The organism is Maritimibacter sp. (assembly GCF_016774595.1).
GTDB classification, from domain to species: domain Bacteria; phylum Pseudomonadota; class Alphaproteobacteria; order Rhodobacterales; family Rhodobacteraceae; genus Maritimibacter; species Maritimibacter alkaliphilus.
In genome coordinates, this window is record NZ_JACBWT010000001.1 from 131,065 (window position 1) to 153,491 (window position 22,427).

Sequence of the window (22,427 nt, forward strand, 5' to 3'; positions counted from 1 at the left end):
CGCTGCCCCCCGGACCCCCCGAGGTATTTTCGGACCAGAGAAGACCTATTCGTCGGCGCGTCCCTTGCCGAGATGCTTGCGCAACCGTGAGGGCGTCGATTTCGTCTTGTTCTTGTAGGGGTTCTTGTCGGCCTGCGACCGCATGTGCAGCCGGATCGGCGTGCCCGGCATGTCGAAATTCTCGCGCAACCCGTTCACGAGGTAGCGCGAATAGGCATCCGGCAGCTTTTCCGGGTTCGAACACATGACGACAAAGCCGGGCGGGCGCGTCTTCACCTGCGTCATGTAGCGCAGCTTGATCCGGCGGCCCGACGGCGCGGGCGGCGGGTGCTGGGCGATCATTTCGGCCAGCCAGTCGTTCAGTTTGGCGGTCGGGATGCGACGGTTCCAGACCTCGTGCGCGCGCATCACGGCGGCATGGAGCCGGTCCATACCGCGACCCGTCTTGGCGGAAATCGTCACCAGAGGCGCGCCGCGCAACTGTGGAAGCAGTTTCTCAAAACCGTCGCGCAGGTGCTTGAGTTTCTGTTGTTTTTCCGCCTCGACGTCCCACTTGTTCACGGCGACCACGACCGCGCGCCCCTCGCGCTCGGCCAGATCCGCGATGCGCAGATCCTGTTGTTCGAACGGGATCGCGGCGTCGAGCAGCACGACGACCACCTCGGCGAATTTCACCGCGCGCAAACCATCCGCGACCGACAGCTTTTCAAGCTTCTCCTGCACCTTGGCCTTTTTGCGCATCCCGGCGGTGTCGAAGATGCGGGTCGGCGTCCCTTCCCAGTCGAAGGCGAGCGAGATCGAGTCGCGGGTGATCCCGGCTTCGGGTCCGGTCAAAAGCCGTTCCTCACCGATCAGACGGTTGATGAGCGTCGATTTGCCCGCGTTGGGCCGACCGATCACGGCCACCTGCAAGGGCTTTTCGCGGGTCGGAATGCGCGGCGCGCCTTGGTCCACGTCCACGTCCGTTTCCGGTTCGGGCGACGGGCGCGATGCCATTTCTTCGGCTACGGGCGCAAGCGCGGCCGCCAGATCGCCCATCCCCTCGCCATGTTCGGCGGAAAGCGCGATGGGCTCACCCAGCCCCAAGCCCCAAGCCTCGATCATCCCGGCCTCGCCCGCTTTCCCTTCGGCCTTGTTGGCGGCAAGGATCACATGGGCGTTCTTCTTGCGCAGAATGTCGGCGAAAATCTCGTCCGTGGGCAGCACGCCCGCCCGCGCGTCGATCAGGAACAGGCAGGCATCGGCCATCTCGACCGCGCGCTCGGTCAGGCGGCGCATCCGCCCTTCGAGCGAGTCGTCGGTGGCATCCTCGAGCCCGGCCGTGTCGATCACGGTAAACCGCATCTCGCCCAGTCGCGCCTCGCCTTCGCGCAGATCGCGCGTGACGCCGGGCTGGTTGTCGACGAGCGCAAGGCGCTTGCCGACGAGCCGGTTGAACAGCGTGGATTTGCCGACGTTGGGGCGGCCAACGATGGCGAGGGTGAAGGTCATTTCAACTCTCCGGACGTGAAGGCGCCCGCATAGAGATTTCGCGCCCTCAACGCAAGGCCATCAGCGAGCCCTTTTCGCTGACGATATAAGCGATCCCGCCAACGATCACGGGGCGCGAGGCGGCTCCCGCGGGCAATTCGACGGCCCCGACGAGCGACCCGCTGGCCGGATCAAAGGCGCGCAGCATCTTGTCGCCCGACGCGACCCAGAGCCGACCACCGGCCAGCGTCGGCCCATAGCTCGGATAGATCGCCTTGAACCGGCGCGGTTTCTCGTTCTCGTAGCCCGGCAGCGGCACGCCCCAGACCCGTTTGCCGGTCGAGGCGTCGAGCCGCACGAGTTCGAGGTTGTCACCCACCATGAACAGCGAGCCGCCAGCCACGACCATCGGCCCGGTCGCCCCTTCGAGCGCGGTCCAGCGCAGCTGACCGTTGGTCGAGACGCCCACGCTGGCCCCGGCCACGGTGCCGGCGTAGATCATCGAACCGTTCACGACCGGCGCGCCGGTGATTTCCGACAAGATGTTATAGGCCTGACCGTTGCGCTTGCCCTTCACGGGCACGACCCAGCTCGGCTCGCCCTTGTTCGCATCGACGCCGACGAGGCTTTCAAGCGAGAACGGCATCACGATGGTGTTGCCCGAAACGGCGGGCGACGAGGCCCCGATCACGCCCGGCGCCTGCGGGGTGCCGGGAAGGCGCCAGACGAGTCGCCCGTTCGAGATATTGACTGCGTAGCCCACGTTCGCGGTCGACATGACATAGGCGGTGTTGCCCGAAACGGTCGGCGCGCCGGACCCCGGCGAGCCCAGATCCTGACGCCAGCGGACCGCGCCCGAGCCTGCGTCGATCGCGACGAGTTCACCGTATCCGGTCGAGGCCAGCACAAGCCCGTTGGCATAGGCCAGCCCGCCGCCCGACGCCTGCCCGGCCCGCTCGCCCGGCGGTGTCAGGTCCGAGGTCCAGAGCCGTTCGCCCCCCGTGGTGAGCGCGGCGACGGTGGACTGCGAATCCATGACGAAGACCTGCCCGCCCGCGATGACGGGTTCGGCGGTGATCTTGTACTTGCGGGTGCTGCCCTGTCCGAAATCGGTGTTGAAGATCACCTGCGGCGCAGAAGAAAAAGCCACATGCGGCACGTTGTTCTGGGCGTTCGCGGCGACCTGCGTCCACGATCCCAGCGAGCTCATCCCCGGCAGGGACACCGCGCGGGTGACGTTCGCCTCGGCCTCGGCCTGTTCGCGGACAAAGGCGGCGGCAGCGTCCTCGCCCACGATGGCCGGGTCCGGCGAATAGATGTTTTCGCGTTTGCCTTGAAAGATGACGTCCCTGTCGCAGGCGCTCAGGGCGCCGACGGCCCCCACCAGTGCCAGTGCGATCAAACCTTTGCGTGTCACGCGCGTGTCCCCCAAGATCTGCCCGTTCTTTTCGCGCACGCGGTCCGACCGCGCCCGCCCTGTCATTCCACCGTGCCGCCGAGCGCCACGATCAGTTGCGACGCCCGTTCGCGCAGGGAATCCCCTGCCTCGGCATCGTCCATCAATGCTTTCAGCCGCGCAAGGGCGGCCTCGGCGTCGCCCGCCTCGATCTCGGCCAGCGCCAGTTGTTCCTCGGCCAGCACCCGGAACGGGGCACCCGGCCCGAGCAGCGGATCGAGGGCGGCGACCTTTTCGTCCGCCGTCATCGGCGAGCCCGGCAGCATCACGCGTTTGAGCGTGGCGAGGTCGCGGTAGAGCGCGGGATAGCTCGTGTCGCTCTCGATCGCCGCCAGCAGTTCGTCGGCGCGCTCCGGCGCTTCGGCTTCCGCCGCCTTGATGAGCCCGATCACCGCAGCCGCATCCCCCTCGGCGGCGACACCGTCGAGGGCCGCCAGCCGGGCCTCGGCCCCGTCGGCATCCTGCGCGGCGAGAACCGCGTCGCCGGTCGCCTGCGCCTGACGTTGTTCGCGCGCTTTCAGGAATTCGTTCACGGCGGCCCCGCCGACGATGACGACGACCAGCAGAACGCCGACCCAGCCCCATTTGCGAAACAGCGCAAAGAGCTTGTCGCGACGAACCTCTTCGGTCACCTCGTCGATGAAACTATCGGGATTGCTCACGTGCTCGGCCCCCAGCGCCTTTTTGCGTCACTTTTGACCACTTCTTTACCGGAAAGGCGCGAGGTTTGCCAAGGGGCGCGGCAAAAGTGATCCAATATCTTGTCATATACGCATAGAGTGATGCCAAACCCTTGTTGCAAAGGGTGGTGCGGGCTATGTGAAACGAATTAACGACTTGGGACATGAGGACAGCATGAGACCCATTCCGATCCTGACGGCGCTGCTGACGGTCGCAGTGCTGTTCATGCTGGTCTTTCAGCGCGAAATGGTGCGCAATTTCGTCGGACTCGGCAGCGATGCCGAAGCCGCGGTCGAGGAAGACGCCCCCACCGAAGAGACCACTGACGCCTCCCGGATTTCGGTGATCGCCATGCGCTCGGCCGCGCAGGAGATCGACAGCGCCGTGGTGGTGCGGGGTGAGACCGAGGCGACGCGTTCGGTCACGCTGATGTCCGAAGCCTCGGGCCGGGTGATCGCCGCACCGGTCGCCAAGGGCGATGCGGTGGCGGAAGGGGACGTGCTTTGCAGCCTCGACCCCGGCACCCGCGAAGTCGCGCTGAAACAGGCGCAGGCGCAGTTGACCGAGGCGGAGCAGAACCTCAATGCCGCCGAAAAGCTGTCGGAGGGCGGGTTCGCCGCCGAAACGCGCGTTCTGTCCGCCCGTTCCGCGTTCGAGGCCGCGCAAAGCGGTGTCGAACAGGCCGAGGCCGCGCTTGACGACCTCGACATCCGCGCACCGTTCTCGGGCCTGATCGAGGACGACCCCGCCGAAATCGGCGCGCTTCTGCAACCCGGCAGCCCTTGCGCGACGGTCGTCCAGCTCGATCCCCTGAGACTCGTCGGCTACGTGGCCGAGCTTGACGTGAACCGCGTGTCGATGGGCGCCCCGGTCGGCGCGCGCCTTGCCACCGGCGATCAGGTGCAGGGCCGGATCACCTTCATCGGTCGCGCCGCCGACCCGGTCACGCGCACCTTCCGCGTCGAGGCGCAGGTGGCCAACCCCGATCTTGCGATCCGCGACGGCCAGACCGCCGAAATCCTGATTCAGTCCGCCGGGCGCACCGCGCACCTTCTGCCGCAATCCGCGCTCACCCTGAACGACGCGGGCGACCTTGGCGTGCGGGTGGTGGGCGACGGCGACGTGGCCCGCTTCATGCCCGTCGACCTCGTGCGCGATTCGACCGATGGGGTCTGGGTCGCGGGCCTGCCGGACGAGACGGCGGTGATCGTCGTCGGACAGGACTATGTGATCGACGGTGTCGCCATCGACCCGACCTATCGGGAGTCCGGCACATGAACGGCGTCGTCGACTGGGCGGCCTCACGGGCGAGGATGGTCCTCGCCTTCATCATCCTGTCGCTGACCGCCGGGATCGCCGCCTATGTCGGCCTGCCGAAAGAGGGCGAGCCGGACATCGAAATCCCGGCCCTGTTCGTCTCGGTTCCCTTCCCCGGCATTTCCGCCGAGGACAGCGAGAACCTGCTCGTGCGCCCGATGGAGCAGGAGCTGGCGGATATCGACGGTCTCAAGACCATGACCGGGACGGCGGCCGAGAATTATGCGGGCCTCGCGCTCGAATTCGAATTCGGCTGGGACCGCACCAAGGTCATCGCCGATGTGCGCGACGCGATGAACGCCGCCGAGGCGAAATTCCCGTCGGGGGCCGACAAATACTCGGTCAACGAAATCAACTTCTCGGAATTCCCGATTCTGGTGGTGAATTTCACCGGCGCGGTGCCGGAACGGATGCTCGTTCGACTGGCGCGCGAGGTGCAGGACGAGGTCGAGGGCATCGAACCCGTGCTCGAGGCGCAATTGACCGGCGCGCGCGACGAGATGATGGAAGTCCTGATCGACCCCCTGAAACTCGAAGCCTACAACGTGACGGCGGGCGAGCTCATTCAGGTCGTCACCAACAACAACCAGTTGATCGCGGCGGGCCAGATCACCACCCCCTCCGGCGCCACGTCGATCAAGATCCCGTCGTCCTTCGACGATGTGCAGGACATTTACGGCCTTCCAGTCAAGGTGAACGGCGACCGCGTGGTGACGCTGGGCGATCTGGCCGAAATCCGTCTGGCGTTCGAGGATCGCGCAGGCACGGCACGCTTCAACGGCGATACGACCGTTGCCCTACAGGTGGTCAAGCGCAAGGGCTTCAACCTGATCGACACCGTGGCCGAAGTGAAGGAGGTGGTCGAAGCCGCCACCGAGGAATGGCCCGACGAGCTGAAACAGGCGGTCGAGGTCCGGTATTCCAACGACCAGAGCCACGTCATTTCGTCTATGGTCAGCCAGCTTGAAGGCTCGGTCATCACCGCCATCGCGCTGGTGATGATCGTCGTGCTCGCCTCGCTCGGGATGCGCTCGGCGCTGCTTGTTGGTTTCGCGATCCCGACCTCGTTCCTTTTGACCTTCGCGCTCTTCGCGGTGCTGGGCGTGGCGATCAACAACATCGTCATGTTCGGCCTGATCCTCGCTGTGGGGATGCTGGTCGACGGGGCCATCGTCGTCGTCGAATATGCCGACAAACGCATCTCGGATGGCGTCGGCCCGATGTCGGCCTATACCGAGGCCGCCAAACGGATGTTCTGGCCGATCATCTCGTCCACCGCCACCACGCTCTGCGCCTTCCTGCCGATGCTCTTCTGGCCCGGCATCCCCGGCGAATTCATGGAGATGCTGCCGAAGACGCTGATCTACACGCTGACCGCGTCGCTGCTGGTTGCGCTGATCTACCTGCCCGTCATGGGCGGGGTTGCGGGCCGGTTGTCGCGCTCGCTCGAACGCGCCTCGCACGGGCTGCGGGGCTGGCCGTGGGTTGTGCGCGCCGCGCTGGTCCTCCCGGCCTTCGCGCTTCTGTTCGTGGCCGCACTTCAGATCGCCAATCCCGACTTCCTGTTCGGGCGGGGTTCGAACCCGTTGGATGGCGCCGTGGCCATGCTGCCCGGCATCGTGCTGTTCGTCGTCATGGCGCTGGTCACCACCATCCTGCTCGACGCGGCCAAACCCAAGCGCAAGCCGAAGAAGGTGACGGGCACCTACCGTCGCACCGGCTTCGGCGTCATCATCAACGCCATCGTCGGCAATCCGGTCATGCCCATCGTGACCATTCTGGGCGTCATGGCGCTCGTCGCCGGGATCGGCATGGATTACGGGCGCAACAATCAGGGCGTCGATTTCTTCGCCGACACCGCGCCGGAACAGGCCATCGTCTATGTCCGTGGGCGCGGCAACCTGTCGATCGAAGAGAAGGACGACATGGTGCGCCGGGTCGAAGAGGTCGTGCGCGCCGTGCCGGGGGTGAAGAACGCGTTTTCCTTCGCGGGCGAAGGCGGTCTGAACCAGAACACCGGCGGCGCGGCCGGCCCGCGCGACACCATCGGACAGGTCCAGATCGAAATCGCCACCTTCGAGGATCGCCCCTCCTACGATGTGGAGGACAAGCTTCTCGGGATCATCCCTTACACCCGCACGGTGCGGGACGCCGATTACGACGGCAAAGTCGTGGTCGAGCGGCTGAAACGCGATCTGGCCGGGCTCGAAGGCATCCCGACCGAGGTCGCGGGCATCGCCGGCGGCCCCGCCTCCACCAAGCCCGTGAACCTGCGCCTCAAGGGCGACGACTGGGACACGTTACTGGCCGCCACGGAAACCACCCGCCAGTTCTTCGAGGGTCTGACGGGTCTTGCGCAGGTCGAGGATACGCGCCCCCTGCCCGGCATCGACTGGCAGCTCAACATCGACGTGGAAGAGGCCGGACGCTACGGCACCGACGTCGCCACAGTGGGCGGCATGGTGCAACTCGTGACCACCGGGCTTCTGCTCGACACGATGCGCGTCGACGGCAATGACGAGGAGATCGAAATCCGGGTGCGATTCCCGGCCGAGGACCGCGTGCTGTCGACCCTCGACACGCTCAAGGTCCGCACCGCGCAGGGCCTCGTGCCACTGTCGAATTTCGTCACCCGCGAAGCGGTGCCGACCCTCGCCCAGATCGACCGGATCGACCAGTCCCGCTACTTCGACGTCAAGGCCGCCGTGGACCCCGGGCTGGTGGTGCTGACCGACCCCTCGGGCGACACCCGGACGCTTGCCGTGGCCGAGGCCGACCGGATCATCGCGAACGCCGCCAATCCGGACGACTTCCGAAAGACGCCCGTGACCTCGACCGAACGGATCGAACGGATCACCGAATGGCTCGAAGCGGGCAACCTTCCGACCGGCATCGACTATGAATGGGCCGGTGATTTCGCCGATCAATCGGAATCCACCGCGTTCCTGGGCAAAGCCTTCGCGGGCGCGCTGTTTCTGATGTTCATCATCCTCCTGGCCCAGTTCAACTCGTTCTACAACGCCGTCCTGGTGCTGTTGGCCGTGGTCCTGTCCACCGCGGGCGTGTTGTTCGGGATGCTGGTGATGGGCCAGTCCTTCTCGGTCATCATGACCGGCACCGGGGTCGTGGCGCTTGCGGGGATCGTTGTGAACAACAACATCGTGCTCATCGACACCTACCAGGAATACGCCCGCTACATGCCCCGGATCGAGGCGATCACCCGCACCGCCGAGGATCGCATCCGCCCGGTGCTGCTGACGACGATCACGACGATGGCGGGCCTCGCGCCGATGATGTTCGGCCTGTCGCTCGACTTCATCGGCGGGGGTTACTCGGTGAACGCCCCGACCGCGCTCTGGTGGGTGCAACTCGCCACCGCCGTGGTCTTCGGCCTCGGCATCGCGACGATTCTCACGCTGGTCTTCACCCCCTCCATGCTGGCCCTGCGCGTCTGGGTCGGCGTCGGCGCCTACCGCAGTGCAGCGGGCCTCAAGGCGATGACCTGGGGCCGCGGCTCACGCACCGCCCGCGACCTCGCGCTTCAGAAACAGGCGAAAAAGACCAGCGTGGACGAGTTCGTGTGGGATTTCGACACACCGGCCATCGAAGAGGACGAGGGCGAAGCGGAGCCAACCGCCGACGAACTCGACTACCTCCTCACCGCCCGCCGCTCGGCAGGCGACGGGATCGACGCGGACGTGGCCGAAGAGGCGGTCGAGGCCGAGGATGAACACGACGAATCCCGTCGAGGCCCGGACATCAGGGCCGCCGAATAACCCCGCCCCTCTTCTTCGTTTCGGAAATACTTCGGGAGGTCTGGAGGGCAGCGCCCTCCAGACGCGGCCTCGGCCGCGTCCCACCGCGACGACCCGCCAGCGGCGGGACGGCGCAAACCCTGCGCGGGCGCACGCCCGCACGATCAGGTCACGCCGCTTCGTCCTCTTCCTCGGCAAGCTGGCGCGCCCACATCGAGGCGTATTTGCCGCCCTTGGCCAGAAGCGCGTCGTGACGGCCTTCTTCGATCACCTCGCCGTCCTGCAAGACGACGATCCGGTCTGCATCGGCAATCGTGGAAAGCCGGTGCGCGATGGTGATGACGGTGCGCCCCACGCCCATGGCCTTCAGGCTCATCTGGATGTCGCGCTCGGTTTCGGTGTCCAGCGCGCTCGTCGCCTCGTCCAGAAGCAGGATCGGCGGGTTCTTGAGGAGTGTGCGCGCGATCCCCACCCGCTGCTTCTCGCCACCCGACAGCTTCAGCCCGCGCTCGCCCACCTGCGTGTCGTAGCCTTCGGGCAGGCTCATCACGAAGTCATGAATCTTGGCCGCCTTCGCCGCCTCCTCGATATCCGCGAACGTCGCACCATCGCGCCCGTAGGCGATGTTGTAACGGATCGTGTCGTTGAACAGCACGGTGTCCTGCGGCACCACGCCGATGGCGTCATGCACGCTTTCCTGCGTCACGTCGCGCAGGTCCTGCCCGTCGATGCGGATCGCGCCCCCGGTGACGTCGTAGAACCGGAACAGAAGCCGCCCGATGGTGGATTTGCCCGACCCCGACGGGCCGACGATGGCCACCGTCTCGCCCGCCTCGGCGGTGATCGTGACCCCGTGCAGGATGGGCCGCGCGGGATCGTAACCGAACTCGACCGCATCCAGCTCGACCTTGCCGCCCTTCATGTCCAGCGGCTTGGCCCCCGGCTTGTCCGTCACCTCGGCGGGCTGTTCGAGCAGGTCGAACATCTCGGCCATGTCCACCAGCGCCTGCCGGATCTCGCGATAGACCGAGCCGAGGAAGTTCAAAGGCATGGTGATCTGGATCATGTAGGCGTTGACCATGACGAAATCGCCGGTCGACAGCGTGCCGTTCTGCACCCCGATGGCCGCCATGACCATGACCGCGACCAGACCCGCCGTGATGATGAAGCTCTGGCCCGCGTTCAGGAACGCGAGCGACTGCGACGTCTTGATCGCGGCCCCCTCGTAGCCCTCCATCGCACCGTCGTAGCGCCGCGCCTCGCGCTTCTCGGCGCCAAAGTATTTCACGGTCTCGAAGTTCAGAAGGCTGTCGATCGCCTTTTGGTTCGCATCCGTATCCTGATCGTTCATCAGCTTGCGCAGCTTCACCCGCCACTCGGTCACGGCGAAGGTGAAGCGGATATAGACCGCGATGGTCGCCACGACGGCGGCCAGATACCAGACATCGAAGAGCACGAAGAAGATCACGCAGACCAGCCCCAGCTCGATGAATAGCGGGATGATGTTGAACAGAAGGAAGCGCAGCAGGAATTCCACGCCTTTGACGCCGCGCTCCATGATCCGGCTGAGGCCCCCGGTCTTGCGCGTGATGTGATAGCGCAGGGACAGCGCGTGGATGTGCTGAAACGTCTGAAGCGCCATCGACCGCAGCGCGCCCTGCGCCACTTTGGCGAACACGGCGTCGCGCAATTGCTGGAAGCCCACGGACAGGAACCGGGCGACACCATAGGCCACCGTCAGGCTCACCGCACCAAGCGCCAGCATCCAGGCCGCGCTGTCGCTCGCCTCGCCGGTCAACCCATCGACGGCGGCCTTGTAGAACAGCGGCGTCGCGACCGCGATCAGCTTGGCCCCGATCAGAAGCGACATGGCGACGACGACCCGCCATTGCGTGTCGCGGTCGCCCTTGGGCCAGAGGTAGGGAATAACGCGCTGGATCGTGCGTAGCCCGGTGCCCTCATGCGCCCCCGACGCCCGCGCATCGCTCACCGTCCGTTGTCCGCCACGTCTCATGCCGTTCCCTTTCCCTGAGGCCCTATCACCTAGGGTCTCGGACCGGAAAAGGCCAGTGGCCTAGTTGCCGCTCACATCGGCCGGAAGCTCGAACACCTGCCCCGGATAGATCAGGTCGGGGTCACGGATCTTGTCGCGGTTCGCCTCGAACACCTGCACGTAAAGGAGCCCGTCGCCGTAGCGTTCGCGCGAGATCGCCCAGAGGGTCGATCCCGGCTGCACGGTGATGGCCGAAATCATCGGCTCGGCTGCCGGAGCCTTTGGGTCGGTGTCCGCCGGGGGCATATCCGGCGCTGAGGCCGTGTCGGGCGCATCGCTGTCCATGGCCGCCGTGACGGTATCGCCCGCCTCAGGGGCATCCGGCGCGGCCTCCATCGGTGCCTCGGCGGCCTCCGGGGCGTCTCCTGCATTCGCGGGCGTCGCGGCTTCGCTTTCGACGCCGACCTCCGCTGCGGGCGTATCCGGCACGGCCGGAGCCTCGCCCGCCTGCGCCGTGTCTGCGGGCTCGGCGGGCATTGCGGGCGCCTCGTCTTCGACGACGGTCCCGGTGACCGCCGCAGCGGTTTCCGCAGGCTCAGGCGTCGGTTCCGGTTCGACCCCGGTCCCGTCCGCTGCCGCCATATCCTCGGTCGCAGGGGTCGGCGCAGGGTCCGCCATGTCCGCCTCGGCCATCTCGACCTCATCCTGCGCCGCAGCCTCGCCTTCCCGCGCCTCGCTCGCTCGGCCCAAAGCGGCGGCCAGCATCTCGCGGTCCTCACGTTTGAAAGGAGATTCGACGCGCGCCATGACGGTGCCGTCCTCGGCCACCTCGTCGACCCGCAGGGTGTAGATCCCCGCCTCGACGCTTTCGGGCAGGGTCATGCGCCACTGGCCGGCCGGACCGACAGGCACGTCGCCCACCAGCCCGTTGTCGAGATAGAGCCGGACGGTGCCGCCCGGCTGTCCGCGACCCGAAATCGTGACCTCGCCCGCGTCGTCATAGGCGATCGCGTCGAGCGACAGATCGGGCGCCGCGCCGTCCTGCAAGACGGTGATCCCGTCACGGTCGGCAAGCAGAACCCGTGGCGCCTCGGCCGCGGCGGTGACCTCGGGCGCTTCCGGCGCCGCGTCGGCCTCGGCCATGTCCGCGCTTTCGCCCGCTTCGGGCGCGTCCGGCGCGGAAACCTCCGGCGCTTGCGCGACCTCGGTCGGCGTTTCGACGGGTTCGGGCGCGGTTTCCGGCGCTTCGTCCATAACCTGCACCGCATCGGCCATGTCCACAGGGGCCGCATCTTCAGCCGCTTGCGCCATCTCCGTGCCCGCCTCGGCGGTCTCGGTTGGCGCGTCTGGAGCTATCGTGGCCTCGTCCGGTGCAACCTCGGTCGTCTCAGACGGCGCTACGCTCGCCGCTGGCCCGGTGTCCGCCTCTGCGACCTGAACCGGCAGGTCGCGCGGCTCGACGATCACGGATTTGTCCGACATCATGTCTTCGCCACCCAAGGCGGCCATCAGTTGCATGATGCGCGGCGTATCCGAGAGCGGGAGGTCGAACATGGCGACGAAATTGCCGCCCGCATCGGCGGTGACGGTCATCATCTTCTCGCCTTCGACCATGACGGTCACGTCCGAGCCAGGCGCGGCATGACCCGCGATCAGGGCCGATCCGTTCGGGTCGACCCGCACAACGTCGAATTCGGGCGGGGCCATCGCGGGCGTGTCGGTATCGGTCGCCTCTTCGGCACCCGCTTCGGGCGCGGTTTCCGCTGTCTCGTCCGTCTCGGGTTCAGGCTGCGGCTCGGCGTCGGGAAGCGCCGCCACCTCGCCCGCGCTTGCGTCGGGCTCCGATGCGCTTTCCGTCTCGGGCGCGCTTTCCAGGCTGTCCGCTTCGTCGGCCTCTGCCGCTTCGGCAGGCGCAGGCGTTTCCCCGGCCGTATCGGCTGGTTCATCCCCAGCGGCCTCGGCCGTCTCTCCGGTTGGCGTCTCCTCTGCCGCCTCGGGCAAGGCCGCGACCTCGGCGGGTGCCTCGGGCACCTCGGGATCGGACCGTGGGAAATCCCCGGTCGTCACGACAGCAGCCACGACTGCGACGCCTGCTGCAACCGCACCAAGCGCCCAGCCCAGCCAACCTCTCAGCAAGCTGATCATTCTTACCCTTTCGCCGTCCCCCAAACGCCCCGTATCCCCAAGGCTTGAGGGACATTAACAACGCGGTTATCACGGGTCAAAACACTTTCCCGAAAGGCTAACCCATGCCCGCGCCACAAGCTTCCGTCTGTGTCTTTTGCGGCTCACGCTTCGGGGCCAAGCCGGAGTACGAGGCCGAGGCGCGCGCCGTCGGCACCCTTCTGGCCTCGCGCAACTGGCAATTGGTCTACGGCGCCGGGGACGTGGGCCTCATGGGCACCGTCGCGCGGGCGGCGCAGGAGGCAGGCGGCGCGACCTTCGGCGTGATCCCCACGCACCTGCTGTCGATGGAAGTGGGCAAGCGCGACCTGACCAGTTTCGTCGTCACCGAGAACATGCACGAACGCAAGAAGGTCATGTTCATGAATTCGAACGCCGTCGTGGTCCTGCCCGGCGGGGCCGGATCGCTGGACGAGTTCTTCGAGGTGCTGACATGGCGCCAGTTGGGCCTGCACGACAAACCGCTGATCGTGCTGAACACGCAAGGGTATTGGGATCCGCTCATCGCGCTGATCAAGCATACCATCGATCAGGGGTTCGCGGATCGATCGCTCTTGGATTTCGTTCAGGTCGTGCCCGACGTCGAAACCCTCGCCGCGAGGCTGGACTCCGCCCTGTCCTGACGCAGGCTGACCCATGAGTAAAGCGCGAGCGCGACCCAGATGATCGGCAGCGCGATCATGTGCCAACGGGTAACGAGTTCGCCGAAAATCAGTGATGCCACAAGGAATTGTAGCGTGGGGTTGATGTATTCCATCAAGCCGAGCAGCCCGTATCCCAGCCGTCGCGCGGCGTAGGAGAACAGGATCAGCGGCGTGGCCGTCAGCACGCCCGAGAAAGCCAGCAGCAGGCTGTCGCGCAGGTCGTCACCGAACACGGCGAGGTTGCGGCCCGTGATCCCGGTCCAGCCGAACGCGTGGACCCCGACCAGCCACAGGACCGCCAGCGGCAGGAGGAGCGTGACCTCGGCCGTCACACTGGCCACCGGCCCGGCGTCCAGCCCTTTCTTCACGACGCCATAAAACCCGAACGTGGTCGCGAGGAGGAGAGATATCCAAGGCGCCGCCCCCAGCCCCCAGGTCAGGATCGCGACGGCGAGTGCGGCCATGACCACAGCGACCCCATGCCCGAACCGCAAGCGTTCGCGAAAGATGACCACGCCCAGAAGCACGGCGACGAGCGGAAAGATGTAATAGCCCAGCGATGCCCCCAAGGCCCGGCCGGTCTGAACCGAATAAATGAAGAAGAACCAGTTGGTCGAAATCATGACGGCGGCCAGCAGCACCTGCCAGACGCGCCGCGACCCGATAAGCCCGCGCAAGGCCCCAAGCCGCCCCTGCACCGCCAGAACGCCCGCGAAGAACACGAAGGACCACAGGGTGCGATGCGACAGCACCTCTTCCGGCGGCACATGCGCCAGAGCCTTGTAATAGATCGAGGACAAACCCCAGATCACGCAGGCACCCGCGATGGCCGCGATGCCTTTGCCCGTCTCGCTCATCCCTGTCCGCTCCTGCCGTTTCGGACCGGGGGTGGCAGAGGCGCGCGGCGGGGTCAAGGCCGCGCGCCTCGCCCGATCCGTCAGGCCGCTTCGAGGTCTTCCTTGACGATCTTCTCGATCTTGTCGAGCGGGTGGTTGGTCAGGGTCTTGTCGACCTCGCCCACGATCCGCTTGGTGACCTCCTGATGCAATTCGTCGCGCAGGGCGCCCAGCACCTGCGGCGAGGCGGCGATGACGATTTTCTCGAACTCGCCGCGATGCGCCTTCTTGTAAAGGATGTCCGCCAGTTGCGAGGCGAAGCGTTCCTTGGCGAGTTCGTGCCAGTCGGTGTCGTCCAGCGCCGAGCGTTGGCCCACCCCGGTGTCCTGCATCCGACCCGGGCGGTTGGCCGATTGTTCGCGGTCGGACGGGTTGTCCTGATGCTCTTCACGGGTCACCACCAGATGCGGATTTTCGGCATCCGCGACATTCTCGAGAAACAGGGCCTTTTCGCTGTCGGCGACCAGAACCCAAGTCCCGGTATCGATCTGTGCCATTGCATATCCTCCTTAAGTGTCAGTGATTTAGGAAGAAACGCCCGGAACTTGGCGGGGGTTCCCGCCTACTCGGCGACCCGGATCGCGGTGGCGGGCCGTCCATCCTCGGCCACCTCGGCCTGCACCCACGTCCGAAACGCGGCGATCATCGGCTCGTCCATGCGGGCTTCATCGCAGGCGACTGAATAGATCACGAAAGGCATTGTCACGGTGTCGAATAGTCGCATGAGCCGGCCCGAAGCCACCGTGTCGCGCACCATCATGTCATAGGCCAGCGCCACGCCGCCCCCCTGCTCCGCCGCCGTGGTGGCGAGTTCGCAATTGGGGAATTCCGGGCCTGCGGGCATCTGCGGTGGCGGGCTTCCGGCCAGTTCGAACCATTCCGCCCACATATCCATCGTCTCGTCATGCATGAGCGTGGCGCGCGCCAGATCGGCGGGTGTCTCGATCCCCAGCCGCGCCTTCAGATCGGGTCGGATCACGGGATAGCGGGCCGAGGCCATGAGCGGTTCCACCAGCACACCCGCGACCGGGGCATCAGCCCAATGGATCACGATATCAGCATCGTTCGTGGCGAAGTCCGTCGAGGGCGCCCCGACCGACACCCGCAGCCGCAGCCGGTCGGCATGGGCGAACCGCCCCATGCGCGGCACCATCCAGCGCGCGGCAAAGCCCGGCGTGCAAAGCACCCGCAGCACCTCGGGTTCGGCCCCGGCCCGCGCCGCCCGCGTGGCCCCGTCGATCCCGTCGAGCAGGGTTTCGAGCCGCCCCGCATAGGTCTCCCCCGTCAGGGTCAGGTGCATCGCGTTCCCGCGCCGCTCGAACAGCTTGGTATCGAGGAACTCCTCCAGCGCCCGAACCTGATGGCTGACCGCGGACGGCGACAGGCACAGCTCGTCCGCTGCGTCCTTGAAGCTCAAAAGCCGCGCGGCGGCCTCGAAGGCGCGCACGGCGGCGAAAGGGGGCAACTTGCGGCTCATCGCGCATGAATCCCGTTCATCGGCAGTTGAAGAACCGTCTTTTGCGACCGGTGCCTTCAGATCCTAGCATGATTTCAGGCTCACAACCAAATCCACGCTATCCGGAGTGATCTCATGCCCCTCCTGTCCAAAGCCGGCCCCTGGCTGGCAACGATCCCGCTTTGCCTGTCCCTGACCACGGCGCCCGTGTCCGCCGCCGAGCCGCCCGTCGTCGGCAGCGAAATTCTGGGGATGCTGGAGCACTGGCTGGATGCGAACACGGACCTGCCCGCGCGCCCCGATCTGCCGGAAATCAGGGTCGTGTCCGCGCAACAAGCGGCCCTGATCGCGGGTCTGCCGGGTCGCGGCCACGGCGCCACGCGCGGGCTTTACGATGCGCAGTCCGGAACGATCTATCTCGTCCACCCCTGGGCCGCCGACGATCCCGAAGACCTGTCCGTGCTCCTGCACGAACTCGTCCACCATCGTCAGGCCCCGCGCCATTTCTACTGCCCGGCCGCGCAGGAAGAGGGCGCCTATCGGGCGCAGTCGGCGTGGCTGGCCGAACTCGGTCTGAAAGCGGATGTGAACTGGATCGCCGTGATCCTCGATGCCGGGTGCACGCCACGAGACATCCACCCGGACTGACGAAAGGCCCCGCGCTCGCAGGGCCCTCCGCACTCAGGTCAGACCTTTTCCTTGTCGCCCGACCCGTTCTGATCCTGCGCAAGCGGCCGGGTGTTGCCCGCCGAGGTCTCGTCGACCCGCTTTTCTTCGTCACGGGTGCCGACCTTGCGCTGAAGGTTTCCGCCCGACGCGCCCTCCTGCGCCGTCTCATCCAGCTTCTCGGGCTTTCCGCCAAGGATCTCTTCGGTTTCGCTGTGCCCGTCTTTGGAGCGTTTGCGCTCGGCCATATCGTCCTCCTGTTTGCCGTTTCCCTAAAAAACGCCCGCAGGCCGCCGGCTGTTCCTTTGCGGCGGCGGACACGCCGAAAAAGGACGTCCAAGGCCAAAAGACCGCGACACTCGAAACCGCTGCCGCCGTGCCCTGCCCCCTGTGCGCCCAAGGACCAACCCACCGGAACACCCCCTCCGACCGAAGCTTGCTTCGGAGCCGCCGTCGCCTGAGACCCGCAGGACGGGCGGCGGACCGAACGCCAAGGAGAATCGCCGAGGGGCCCCGCCGCAGGTGGGGATACGGCTATTGTCCTTGGCGGGCGGGCCGGCGGCTGTCAGGCGCGGGATCGGGGGATGGCGGCTCCGGGGCTTGCTTTGGTGAGCCTGAGCCCCCACCGCATCGCTTCATCTGCCCCGCAGATGTGGCGATGAAAACAAAGCGGCCGCCCCTTGGGGCGGCCACGATATCACAACATTCGGGCGTGGGCTCACATGCGCGAGGCGACGTTTTCCCAGTTCACGAGGTTGTCGAGGAAGTTCGTCAGATAGGCCGGGCGCTTGTTGCGGAAGTCGATGTAGTAGGAATGCTCCCACACATCGCAGCCCAGAAGCGCGGTCTGACCGAAACACAGCGGGTTCACGCCGTTCTCGGTCTTGGTCACCTTGAGCGACCCGTCGGTATCCTTCACGAGCCAGGCCCAGCCGGAGCCGAACTGACCGGCGCCCGCGGCCGAGAAGTCTTCCTTGAACTTGTCGACCGAGCCGAAGGCTTCCGTGAGCGCCTTTTCCAGCTCGCCCGGCATCTTCTTTTCGCCCGGACCCATCATTTCCCAGAACTGGTTGTGGTTCCAGTACTGCGAGGCGTTGTTGAAGATACCGGATTGGGCGACCGCTTTCGGGTCATAGGTGCCCTTGATGATCTCTTCGACCGACTTGCCTTCCCACTCGGTGCCGGCAATCGCCTTGTTGCCGTTGTCGACATAGGCCTTGTGGTGGATGTCGTGGTGATACTCCATCGTCTCCTTCGACATGCCGAGATCGGCGAGCGCGTCGTGGGCGTAGGGAAGGTCGGGAAGTTCGAAAGCCATTGGGATATCCCCCTGTTCTTCTGGTGTCAGTTGCCGCTTAGATGGGCCTTGGTCGCGCCCGAGGTCAAGGGGCGCAGGCCGGGTTTCCGGGTTTGCGGCGAATAATGAGCGGCACACGGGATGTGCACGGAACCCGTCCGCGCGCGGGCGCGTTGTCGCTTTTGGGCTGGCGTCACGGCTATCGGGCCGCGACTTGGAAAACAAAAAGCGGGGCATTCCGGCCCCGCTTTCGGTCGCAACGTACTGGCCGCCTATGGGCTTACAGGTCGAGTTCCGATCCGGGCCGCGCCGCGTTCGACAAAAGGTCGAACACGTATTGCGCCTGACTGCGGAAGCACATGATTTCGAACGTCTCTGCATCCGTCATCCAGAACGCCCCGGCGACTTGGGCGAGCCGCGTGCGCCGGACCTGTCCCGGCGCGAAGCCGTCGAGCGGCGCGGGGGTGAGCTTGCGCAGCACCTGATCGGCCTTGTCCCCCTTCACCCGGAACACCGCGCGGGCGTCGGAGACTACGGCGACCAGCGCGTGATCGCCTTTGACGGCCCCCTGCACCTTCTCCGCCAGCCCCGGCGCGTCGGCATAGTCGCACAGCACCATCGCCTCGTCCGGCGACATCCACGCAAGCGACAGGTCGCCCTTGCTCGTCAGGCCCAGCGTGTCCGGCACCGCAAGCCCAAGCGCCTTTGCCATTTTCGCCAGCACCTCCGGCGCGCCACGCAGGGTAATCATTCCGCGCGGGCCGGTGTCGGAGACCTGCGCGAAGCCGTCGAAGGCCGCGCCATTCAGAACGGAAACCGCATCAGACATCGGCCTTGGCTCCTTCCTTGTCGTAAAAACAGGTCTCGACGATCTTCGCCTTGATGACCGTGCCGGTGCCGTCGAGCGTGGCGAAATCCACGACCTCGCCCATCCGGTCCGGCCCGTGCTGGATCAGTCCCATCGCGATCCCCTTGCGGATCGTGGGGGAGTAGTAGGTCGAGGTGACACGCCCGATCATGTTGCGCTGACCGTTGGCGTTCACGCCCTCGCCCACCGCATAGGCCCCATCGGGAATGACCGACCCGTCGAGCGTTTCGAGCCCCACGAGTCGCCAGCGATCCGGGCTTGCCATATACGACCGCTCCTGTGCGCGCTTGCCGAGATAGTCGGTCTTCTTCTTCGAGATGATCCAGCCCATGTTCAGGTCCTGCGGAATCACGGTCCCGTCGGTTTCGTCCCCGATCATCACGAACCCCTTCTCGGCCCGCATGATGTGCATGGCTTCCGTGCCGTAGGGCTGGATGCCATGCGCGGCCCCCGCCTCGGCCACCTTCGCCCAAAGTTCGGCCCCCCGGTTCGCAGGGACCGCGATTTCGTAGCTGAGTTCGCCGGTGAAGCTGATCCGGTAGACGCGCGCCGGGATGCCCGCGAGCGTTCCGTCGGCCCAAGTCATGAACGGCATCGCCTCTTTCGAGACGTCCATGCCGCCCAGAGCCTCAAGCACCTTGCGCGCCTTGGGGCCCGCGACGGCGACCTGCGCGTATTGCTCGGTCAGGTTGGCGGTATAGACCTTCCAATCCCACCATTCGCACTGAAGCCAGTCTTCCATGTGGCCGTGGATCCGATCCGCGCCGCCCGTGGTGGTGTGGCAGAGCCACGTCTGCTCGTCGATCCGCGCGACCACGCCGTCGTCGGTGACGAAGCCGTTTTCGGTGCACATCAGGCCGTAGCGGCATTTGCCCACGGGCAAGCTCGACATCACGTTCGTGTAGAGCATGTCGAGGAACTTGCCCGCATCGGGTCCGGTCACGAGGATCTTGCCAAGCGTCGAGGCGTCGAGCATCCCGACGTTTTCGCGGGTGTTCACGATCTCACGGTTCACCGCCTCCATGTCGGTCTCGCCCGTGCGCGCGAAACAGAAGGGGCGGCGCCAATGCCCCACAGGCTCCCACACCGCGCCGGCGGCGTCATGGGCCGAATGCATCGGCGTGCGGCGGATCGGCTGAAAGAGCTCGCCCCGTGCCTCGCCCGCAATGGCCCCCATGCTGATCGGCGTATAGGGCGGGCGGAACGTCGTCGTTCCGGTCTGCGGGATCGCCTGACCCAGCGCATCGGACAACACCGCCAGACCGTTGATGTTGCTCAGTTTCCCCTGATCCGTCGCCATGCCGAGCGTGGTGTAGCGTTTGGTGTGCTCGACGCTCGCATAGCCTTCGCGTGCGGCAAGCTGCACGTCCGACACTTTCACGTCGTTCTGGTAGTCGAGCCACATCTTCATCCGCTTGTCCGGGCCTGCCGCCGTCGGCATGATCCAGACCTGTTTGAGCGGCTGACGCTCGGTCTCTGGCGCTTTCGGGGCGGCTTTGCGCGTCAGCGTGCCACCTGCGGCCTTGGCCGCCTGACGCCCCGCTTCATGCCCGTCGGCCAGTGCCTCGGCCAGTCCCATGGCGCCCGAGGCGTTCCCGGCGGTCCGAACGAACCCCTGCCCGTCCGCGCCCAGCGGCGGGCGCGCGGGATCGGGTTTGAACATCGCCTCGGCGTCGTCCCAGGTCAGCTTGCCGCCGCAGTGCGACCACAGGTGCACCACAGGCGACCAGCCGCCCGACATGGCGACCGCATCGCATTCGATGGCGTCCGGCGTCGACTTGCCGTCGAGGTCGGCGACCATGACGCCGGTGACCTGTTTCTTGCCCTTCACCCCGACCACGGCCTTGCCATGCATCAGCTTGATCCCGGCCTTGCGCGCCCGGTCCGCGAGCGGCCCCACGAGGGTCGCGCGCACGTCGATGATCGCGGGCACCTCCAGCTTCGCCTCTTTCAGGGCGAGCGCGGTCAGGTAAGCGTCGTCGTTGTTCGTCACGATCACCGTGCGCCGCCCCGGCGCGACGCCCCAGTTCACCACGTAGTCGCGCACGGCAGAGGCCAGCATCACGCCCGGCACGTCGTTGCCGGGGAAAGACAGCGGGCGTTCGATCGCGCCGGTCGCGGTCACGATCTGCTTGGCGCGGATACGCCACAAGCGGTGTCGCGGGCGGTCGTCGCCCGGCGTCGTGTCGGCCACACGCTCATACCCCAGCACATAGCCGTGGTCATAGACGCCCGCACCCATCGTGCCGAGGCGCAGCGTCACATTTTCAGCGGTCTCAAGCTCTTGGACCGCGTTGTTCACCCACGTTTCCGGGTCGAGACCGTCGATCTGCCCGCCATCGACCGGGGCACGCCCGCCCCAATGGGCGGTCTGCTCCAGCAGCATGACCTTGGCGCCGCCCGCCGCAGCGGCCCGCGCGGCCGCGAGACCCGCCACACCGCCGCCGATCACCAGCACGTCGGTGTGGTGATAGACATGCTCATAGCGGTCCGCATCGGGTTCCTTCGGCACCTGACCCAGACCCGCCGACTGACGGATGAACGGCTCGAACAGGTGCTTCCACGCGAAACGCGGGAACATGAAGGTCTTGTAGTAGAACCCCGCCGGCAGGAACCGCGCGGCCAGATCGTTCACCGCGCCGATGTCGAACTCCAGCGACGGCCAGTGGTTCTGGCTGGTTGCGGTCAGACCGTCGAAAAGCGGTGTCGTCGTGGCGCGCTGGTTCGGCTCGAACCGCCCGCCTTCGCCAAGGTTCATGAGCGCATTCGGCTCTTCCACGCCCGACGCCACAACACCGCGCGGACGGTGATATTTGAAGCTTCGGCCCATCACGGACTGGCCCGATCCGAGCAGCGCCGAGGCGAGCGTGTCGCCCGCATAGCCCGTCATGGACTTGCCGTTGAAGGTGAAGCGCAGCTTTTTGGAACGGTCGATCAGCCGCCCCTTTCCGTCGAGACGATGGCTCATCCCCGACCCTCCCACTCCGGCAGGCGTTTCTTGATGGCGGCGACGATCTCTTTCGTCGGTTCCGGCGTCTGGGCCTTGTAGGTCCCGTAGACCTCCAGCGTCACAGTGTGGCGGGCCGCGAGGAACCATTTCCCGCAGCCATAGGCATGACGCCAACGCTCGAAATGCACGCCCTTGGGGTTCGCCCGGTCGAACAGATAGACCTCGAAAGCCTCGTCGCTGTCGCCCACGGTGGCACGCTTCAGATGCGCCTCGCCCCCCGGTGCCAGTTCGGTTTCGTCGGCCTCCACGCCGCAATAAGGACAGGTGAGGATCAGCATGTCGCACCTCCGGTCAGGGTGGCAGAGGTGCCACGCATGCGACCGGCCCGCACGCCAAAAGGCGGCAGGCCGGTCAGTCTGGTTGTGATGGTCGTGTTATTCGGCTGCGGGTTCGGCGCTTTCACCAAAGTCGCTGGTGGCACTGCCGATCCGGTTTTCCGCACCTTCGATTGCGCCGTTGTCCCCTGCGCCTTCGATGGTGACGTTGACCTGATCGCCCGCACCGGACGGGTCGCCCGCGAAGACGAACCATGCGATGACGGCGACGACGACGACAAGGATGCCGACGACGAAGGCCAGTCCGGTATTTCCACCGCCGGATTGCACGACGGTGTGGTCAGGGGGCGTGTCGCTCCGGTCTGCCATTTTCGATCTCCTGTGCAATTCTCAGTTGCACAGCCAACGCGCCGTCCGGCAGCGAGGTTCCAAGCCCCCGCCAAGTGAGGCATCACTCGC

Annotated in this window: 18 protein-coding genes; 4 read left to right on the forward strand and 14 right to left on the reverse strand. The window is 66.2% G+C overall.

Annotation, left to right across the window (positions count from 1 at the left end; genetic code table 11):
• Positions 1–45 precede the first annotated feature (45 nt).
• The 3 genes from der to HOY44_RS00695 all read right to left on the reverse strand — a co-directional run bounded on the left by der (position 46) and on the right by HOY44_RS00695 (position 3,588).
• A complete protein-coding gene (gene der, locus HOY44_RS00685; protein ID WP_138423031.1) occupies positions 46–1,491 on the reverse strand; it encodes a ribosome biogenesis GTPase Der in 1,446 nt (481 codons plus the stop codon).
• Between the two features lie 46 nt (positions 1,492–1,537).
• Positions 1,538–2,887, reverse strand: coding sequence for a PQQ-like beta-propeller repeat protein (locus tag HOY44_RS00690; RefSeq protein ID WP_040885390.1), 1,350 nt, complete (start codon positions 2,885–2,887; stop codon positions 1,538–1,540).
• A gap of 62 nt (positions 2,888–2,949) precedes the next feature.
• Entirely contained in the window at positions 2,950–3,588 is a 639-nt protein-coding gene (locus HOY44_RS00695; protein WP_287432487.1) for a tetratricopeptide repeat protein, read from the reverse strand.
• 193 nt (positions 3,589–3,781) lie between these two features.
• On the opposite strand from HOY44_RS00695, the gene HOY44_RS00700 reads away from it, so the two are divergent.
• Both HOY44_RS00700 and HOY44_RS00705 read left to right on the forward strand, forming a co-directional pair.
• Positions 3,782–4,885, forward strand: coding sequence for an efflux RND transporter periplasmic adaptor subunit (locus HOY44_RS00700; RefSeq protein WP_287432488.1), 1,104 nt, complete (start codon positions 3,782–3,784; stop codon positions 4,883–4,885).
• Entirely contained in the window at positions 4,882–8,700 is a 3,819-nt protein-coding gene (locus HOY44_RS00705; protein ID WP_287432489.1) for an efflux RND transporter permease subunit, read from the forward strand. Before HOY44_RS00700 ends, HOY44_RS00705 begins: the two co-directional genes overlap by 4 nt.
• A gap of 148 nt (positions 8,701–8,848) precedes the next feature.
• On the opposite strand, the gene HOY44_RS00710 is transcribed toward HOY44_RS00705, so the two are convergent.
• Together HOY44_RS00710 and HOY44_RS00715 are read right to left on the reverse strand one after the other, a co-directional pair.
• Positions 8,849–10,693, reverse strand: a complete 1,845-nt coding sequence (locus HOY44_RS00710) for an ABCB family ABC transporter ATP-binding protein/permease (protein WP_287432490.1) — start codon at positions 10,691–10,693, stop codon at positions 8,849–8,851.
• Positions 10,694–10,753: 60 nt separating this feature from the next.
• A complete protein-coding gene (locus HOY44_RS00715) occupies positions 10,754–12,817 on the reverse strand; it encodes a LysM peptidoglycan-binding domain-containing protein (RefSeq protein ID WP_287432491.1) in 2,064 nt (687 codons plus the stop codon).
• A gap of 104 nt (positions 12,818–12,921) precedes the next feature.
• Here HOY44_RS00715 and HOY44_RS00720 point away from each other — a divergent pair, with 104 nt between their 5' ends.
• Positions 12,922–13,479: a TIGR00730 family Rossman fold protein gene (locus HOY44_RS00720; protein ID WP_287432492.1), complete on the forward strand. Its 558-nt coding sequence runs from the start codon at positions 12,922–12,924 to the stop codon at positions 13,477–13,479.
• On the opposite strand, the gene rarD is transcribed toward HOY44_RS00720, so the two are convergent.
• The 3 genes from rarD to HOY44_RS00735 form a co-directional block, all read right to left on the reverse strand.
• Positions 13,422–14,357: an EamA family transporter RarD gene (gene rarD / locus HOY44_RS00725; protein ID WP_287432493.1), complete on the reverse strand. Its 936-nt coding sequence runs from the start codon at positions 14,355–14,357 to the stop codon at positions 13,422–13,424. The two genes, HOY44_RS00720 and rarD, sit on opposite strands and share 58 nt — an antisense overlap.
• 80 nt (positions 14,358–14,437) lie before the next feature.
• Complete coding sequence (locus HOY44_RS00730; RefSeq protein WP_008328302.1) at positions 14,438–14,893, reverse strand: host attachment family protein; 456 nt, start codon at positions 14,891–14,893, stop codon at positions 14,438–14,440.
• 65 nt (positions 14,894–14,958) lie between these two features.
• Positions 14,959–15,873, reverse strand: a complete 915-nt coding sequence (locus tag HOY44_RS00735) for a LysR substrate-binding domain-containing protein (protein ID WP_287432494.1) — start codon at positions 15,871–15,873, stop codon at positions 14,959–14,961.
• 114 nt (positions 15,874–15,987) lie between these two features.
• Here HOY44_RS00735 and HOY44_RS00740 point away from each other — a divergent pair, with 114 nt between their 5' ends.
• The gene (locus tag HOY44_RS00740) at positions 15,988–16,500 is read left to right on the forward strand and encodes a DUF6647 family protein (RefSeq protein ID WP_287432495.1); all 513 of its coding nucleotides are present in this window, start codon (positions 15,988–15,990) and stop codon (positions 16,498–16,500) included.
• A 38-nt stretch (positions 16,501–16,538) separates the two neighbouring features.
• Here the strand turns inward: HOY44_RS00740 and HOY44_RS00745 are convergent, their stop codons facing one another.
• From HOY44_RS00745 to HOY44_RS00770, 6 genes are all read right to left on the reverse strand, one after another.
• Positions 16,539–16,766, reverse strand: a complete 228-nt coding sequence (locus HOY44_RS00745) for a hypothetical protein (RefSeq protein ID WP_287432496.1) — start codon at positions 16,764–16,766, stop codon at positions 16,539–16,541.
• A gap of 470 nt (positions 16,767–17,236) precedes the next feature.
• On the reverse strand, positions 17,237–17,836 hold the full coding sequence (locus HOY44_RS00750; RefSeq protein ID WP_008328293.1) for a superoxide dismutase: 600 nt from the start codon (positions 17,834–17,836) through the stop codon (positions 17,237–17,239).
• Between the two features lie 259 nt (positions 17,837–18,095).
• Positions 18,096–18,644, reverse strand: coding sequence for a sarcosine oxidase subunit gamma (locus HOY44_RS00755; protein WP_287432497.1), 549 nt, complete (start codon positions 18,642–18,644; stop codon positions 18,096–18,098).
• Positions 18,637–21,651: a sarcosine oxidase subunit alpha family protein gene (locus HOY44_RS00760; RefSeq protein WP_287432498.1), complete on the reverse strand. Its 3,015-nt coding sequence runs from the start codon at positions 21,649–21,651 to the stop codon at positions 18,637–18,639. Before HOY44_RS00760 ends, HOY44_RS00755 begins: the two co-directional genes overlap by 8 nt.
• Positions 21,648–21,971: a sarcosine oxidase subunit delta gene (locus tag HOY44_RS00765; protein WP_287432500.1), complete on the reverse strand. Its 324-nt coding sequence runs from the start codon at positions 21,969–21,971 to the stop codon at positions 21,648–21,650. The genes HOY44_RS00760 and HOY44_RS00765 overlap by 4 nt, the downstream gene beginning before the upstream one ends.
• A gap of 96 nt (positions 21,972–22,067) precedes the next feature.
• On the reverse strand, positions 22,068–22,337 hold the full coding sequence (locus HOY44_RS00770) for a hypothetical protein (protein ID WP_008328285.1): 270 nt from the start codon (positions 22,335–22,337) through the stop codon (positions 22,068–22,070).
• Positions 22,338–22,427: the final 90 nt, after the last annotated feature.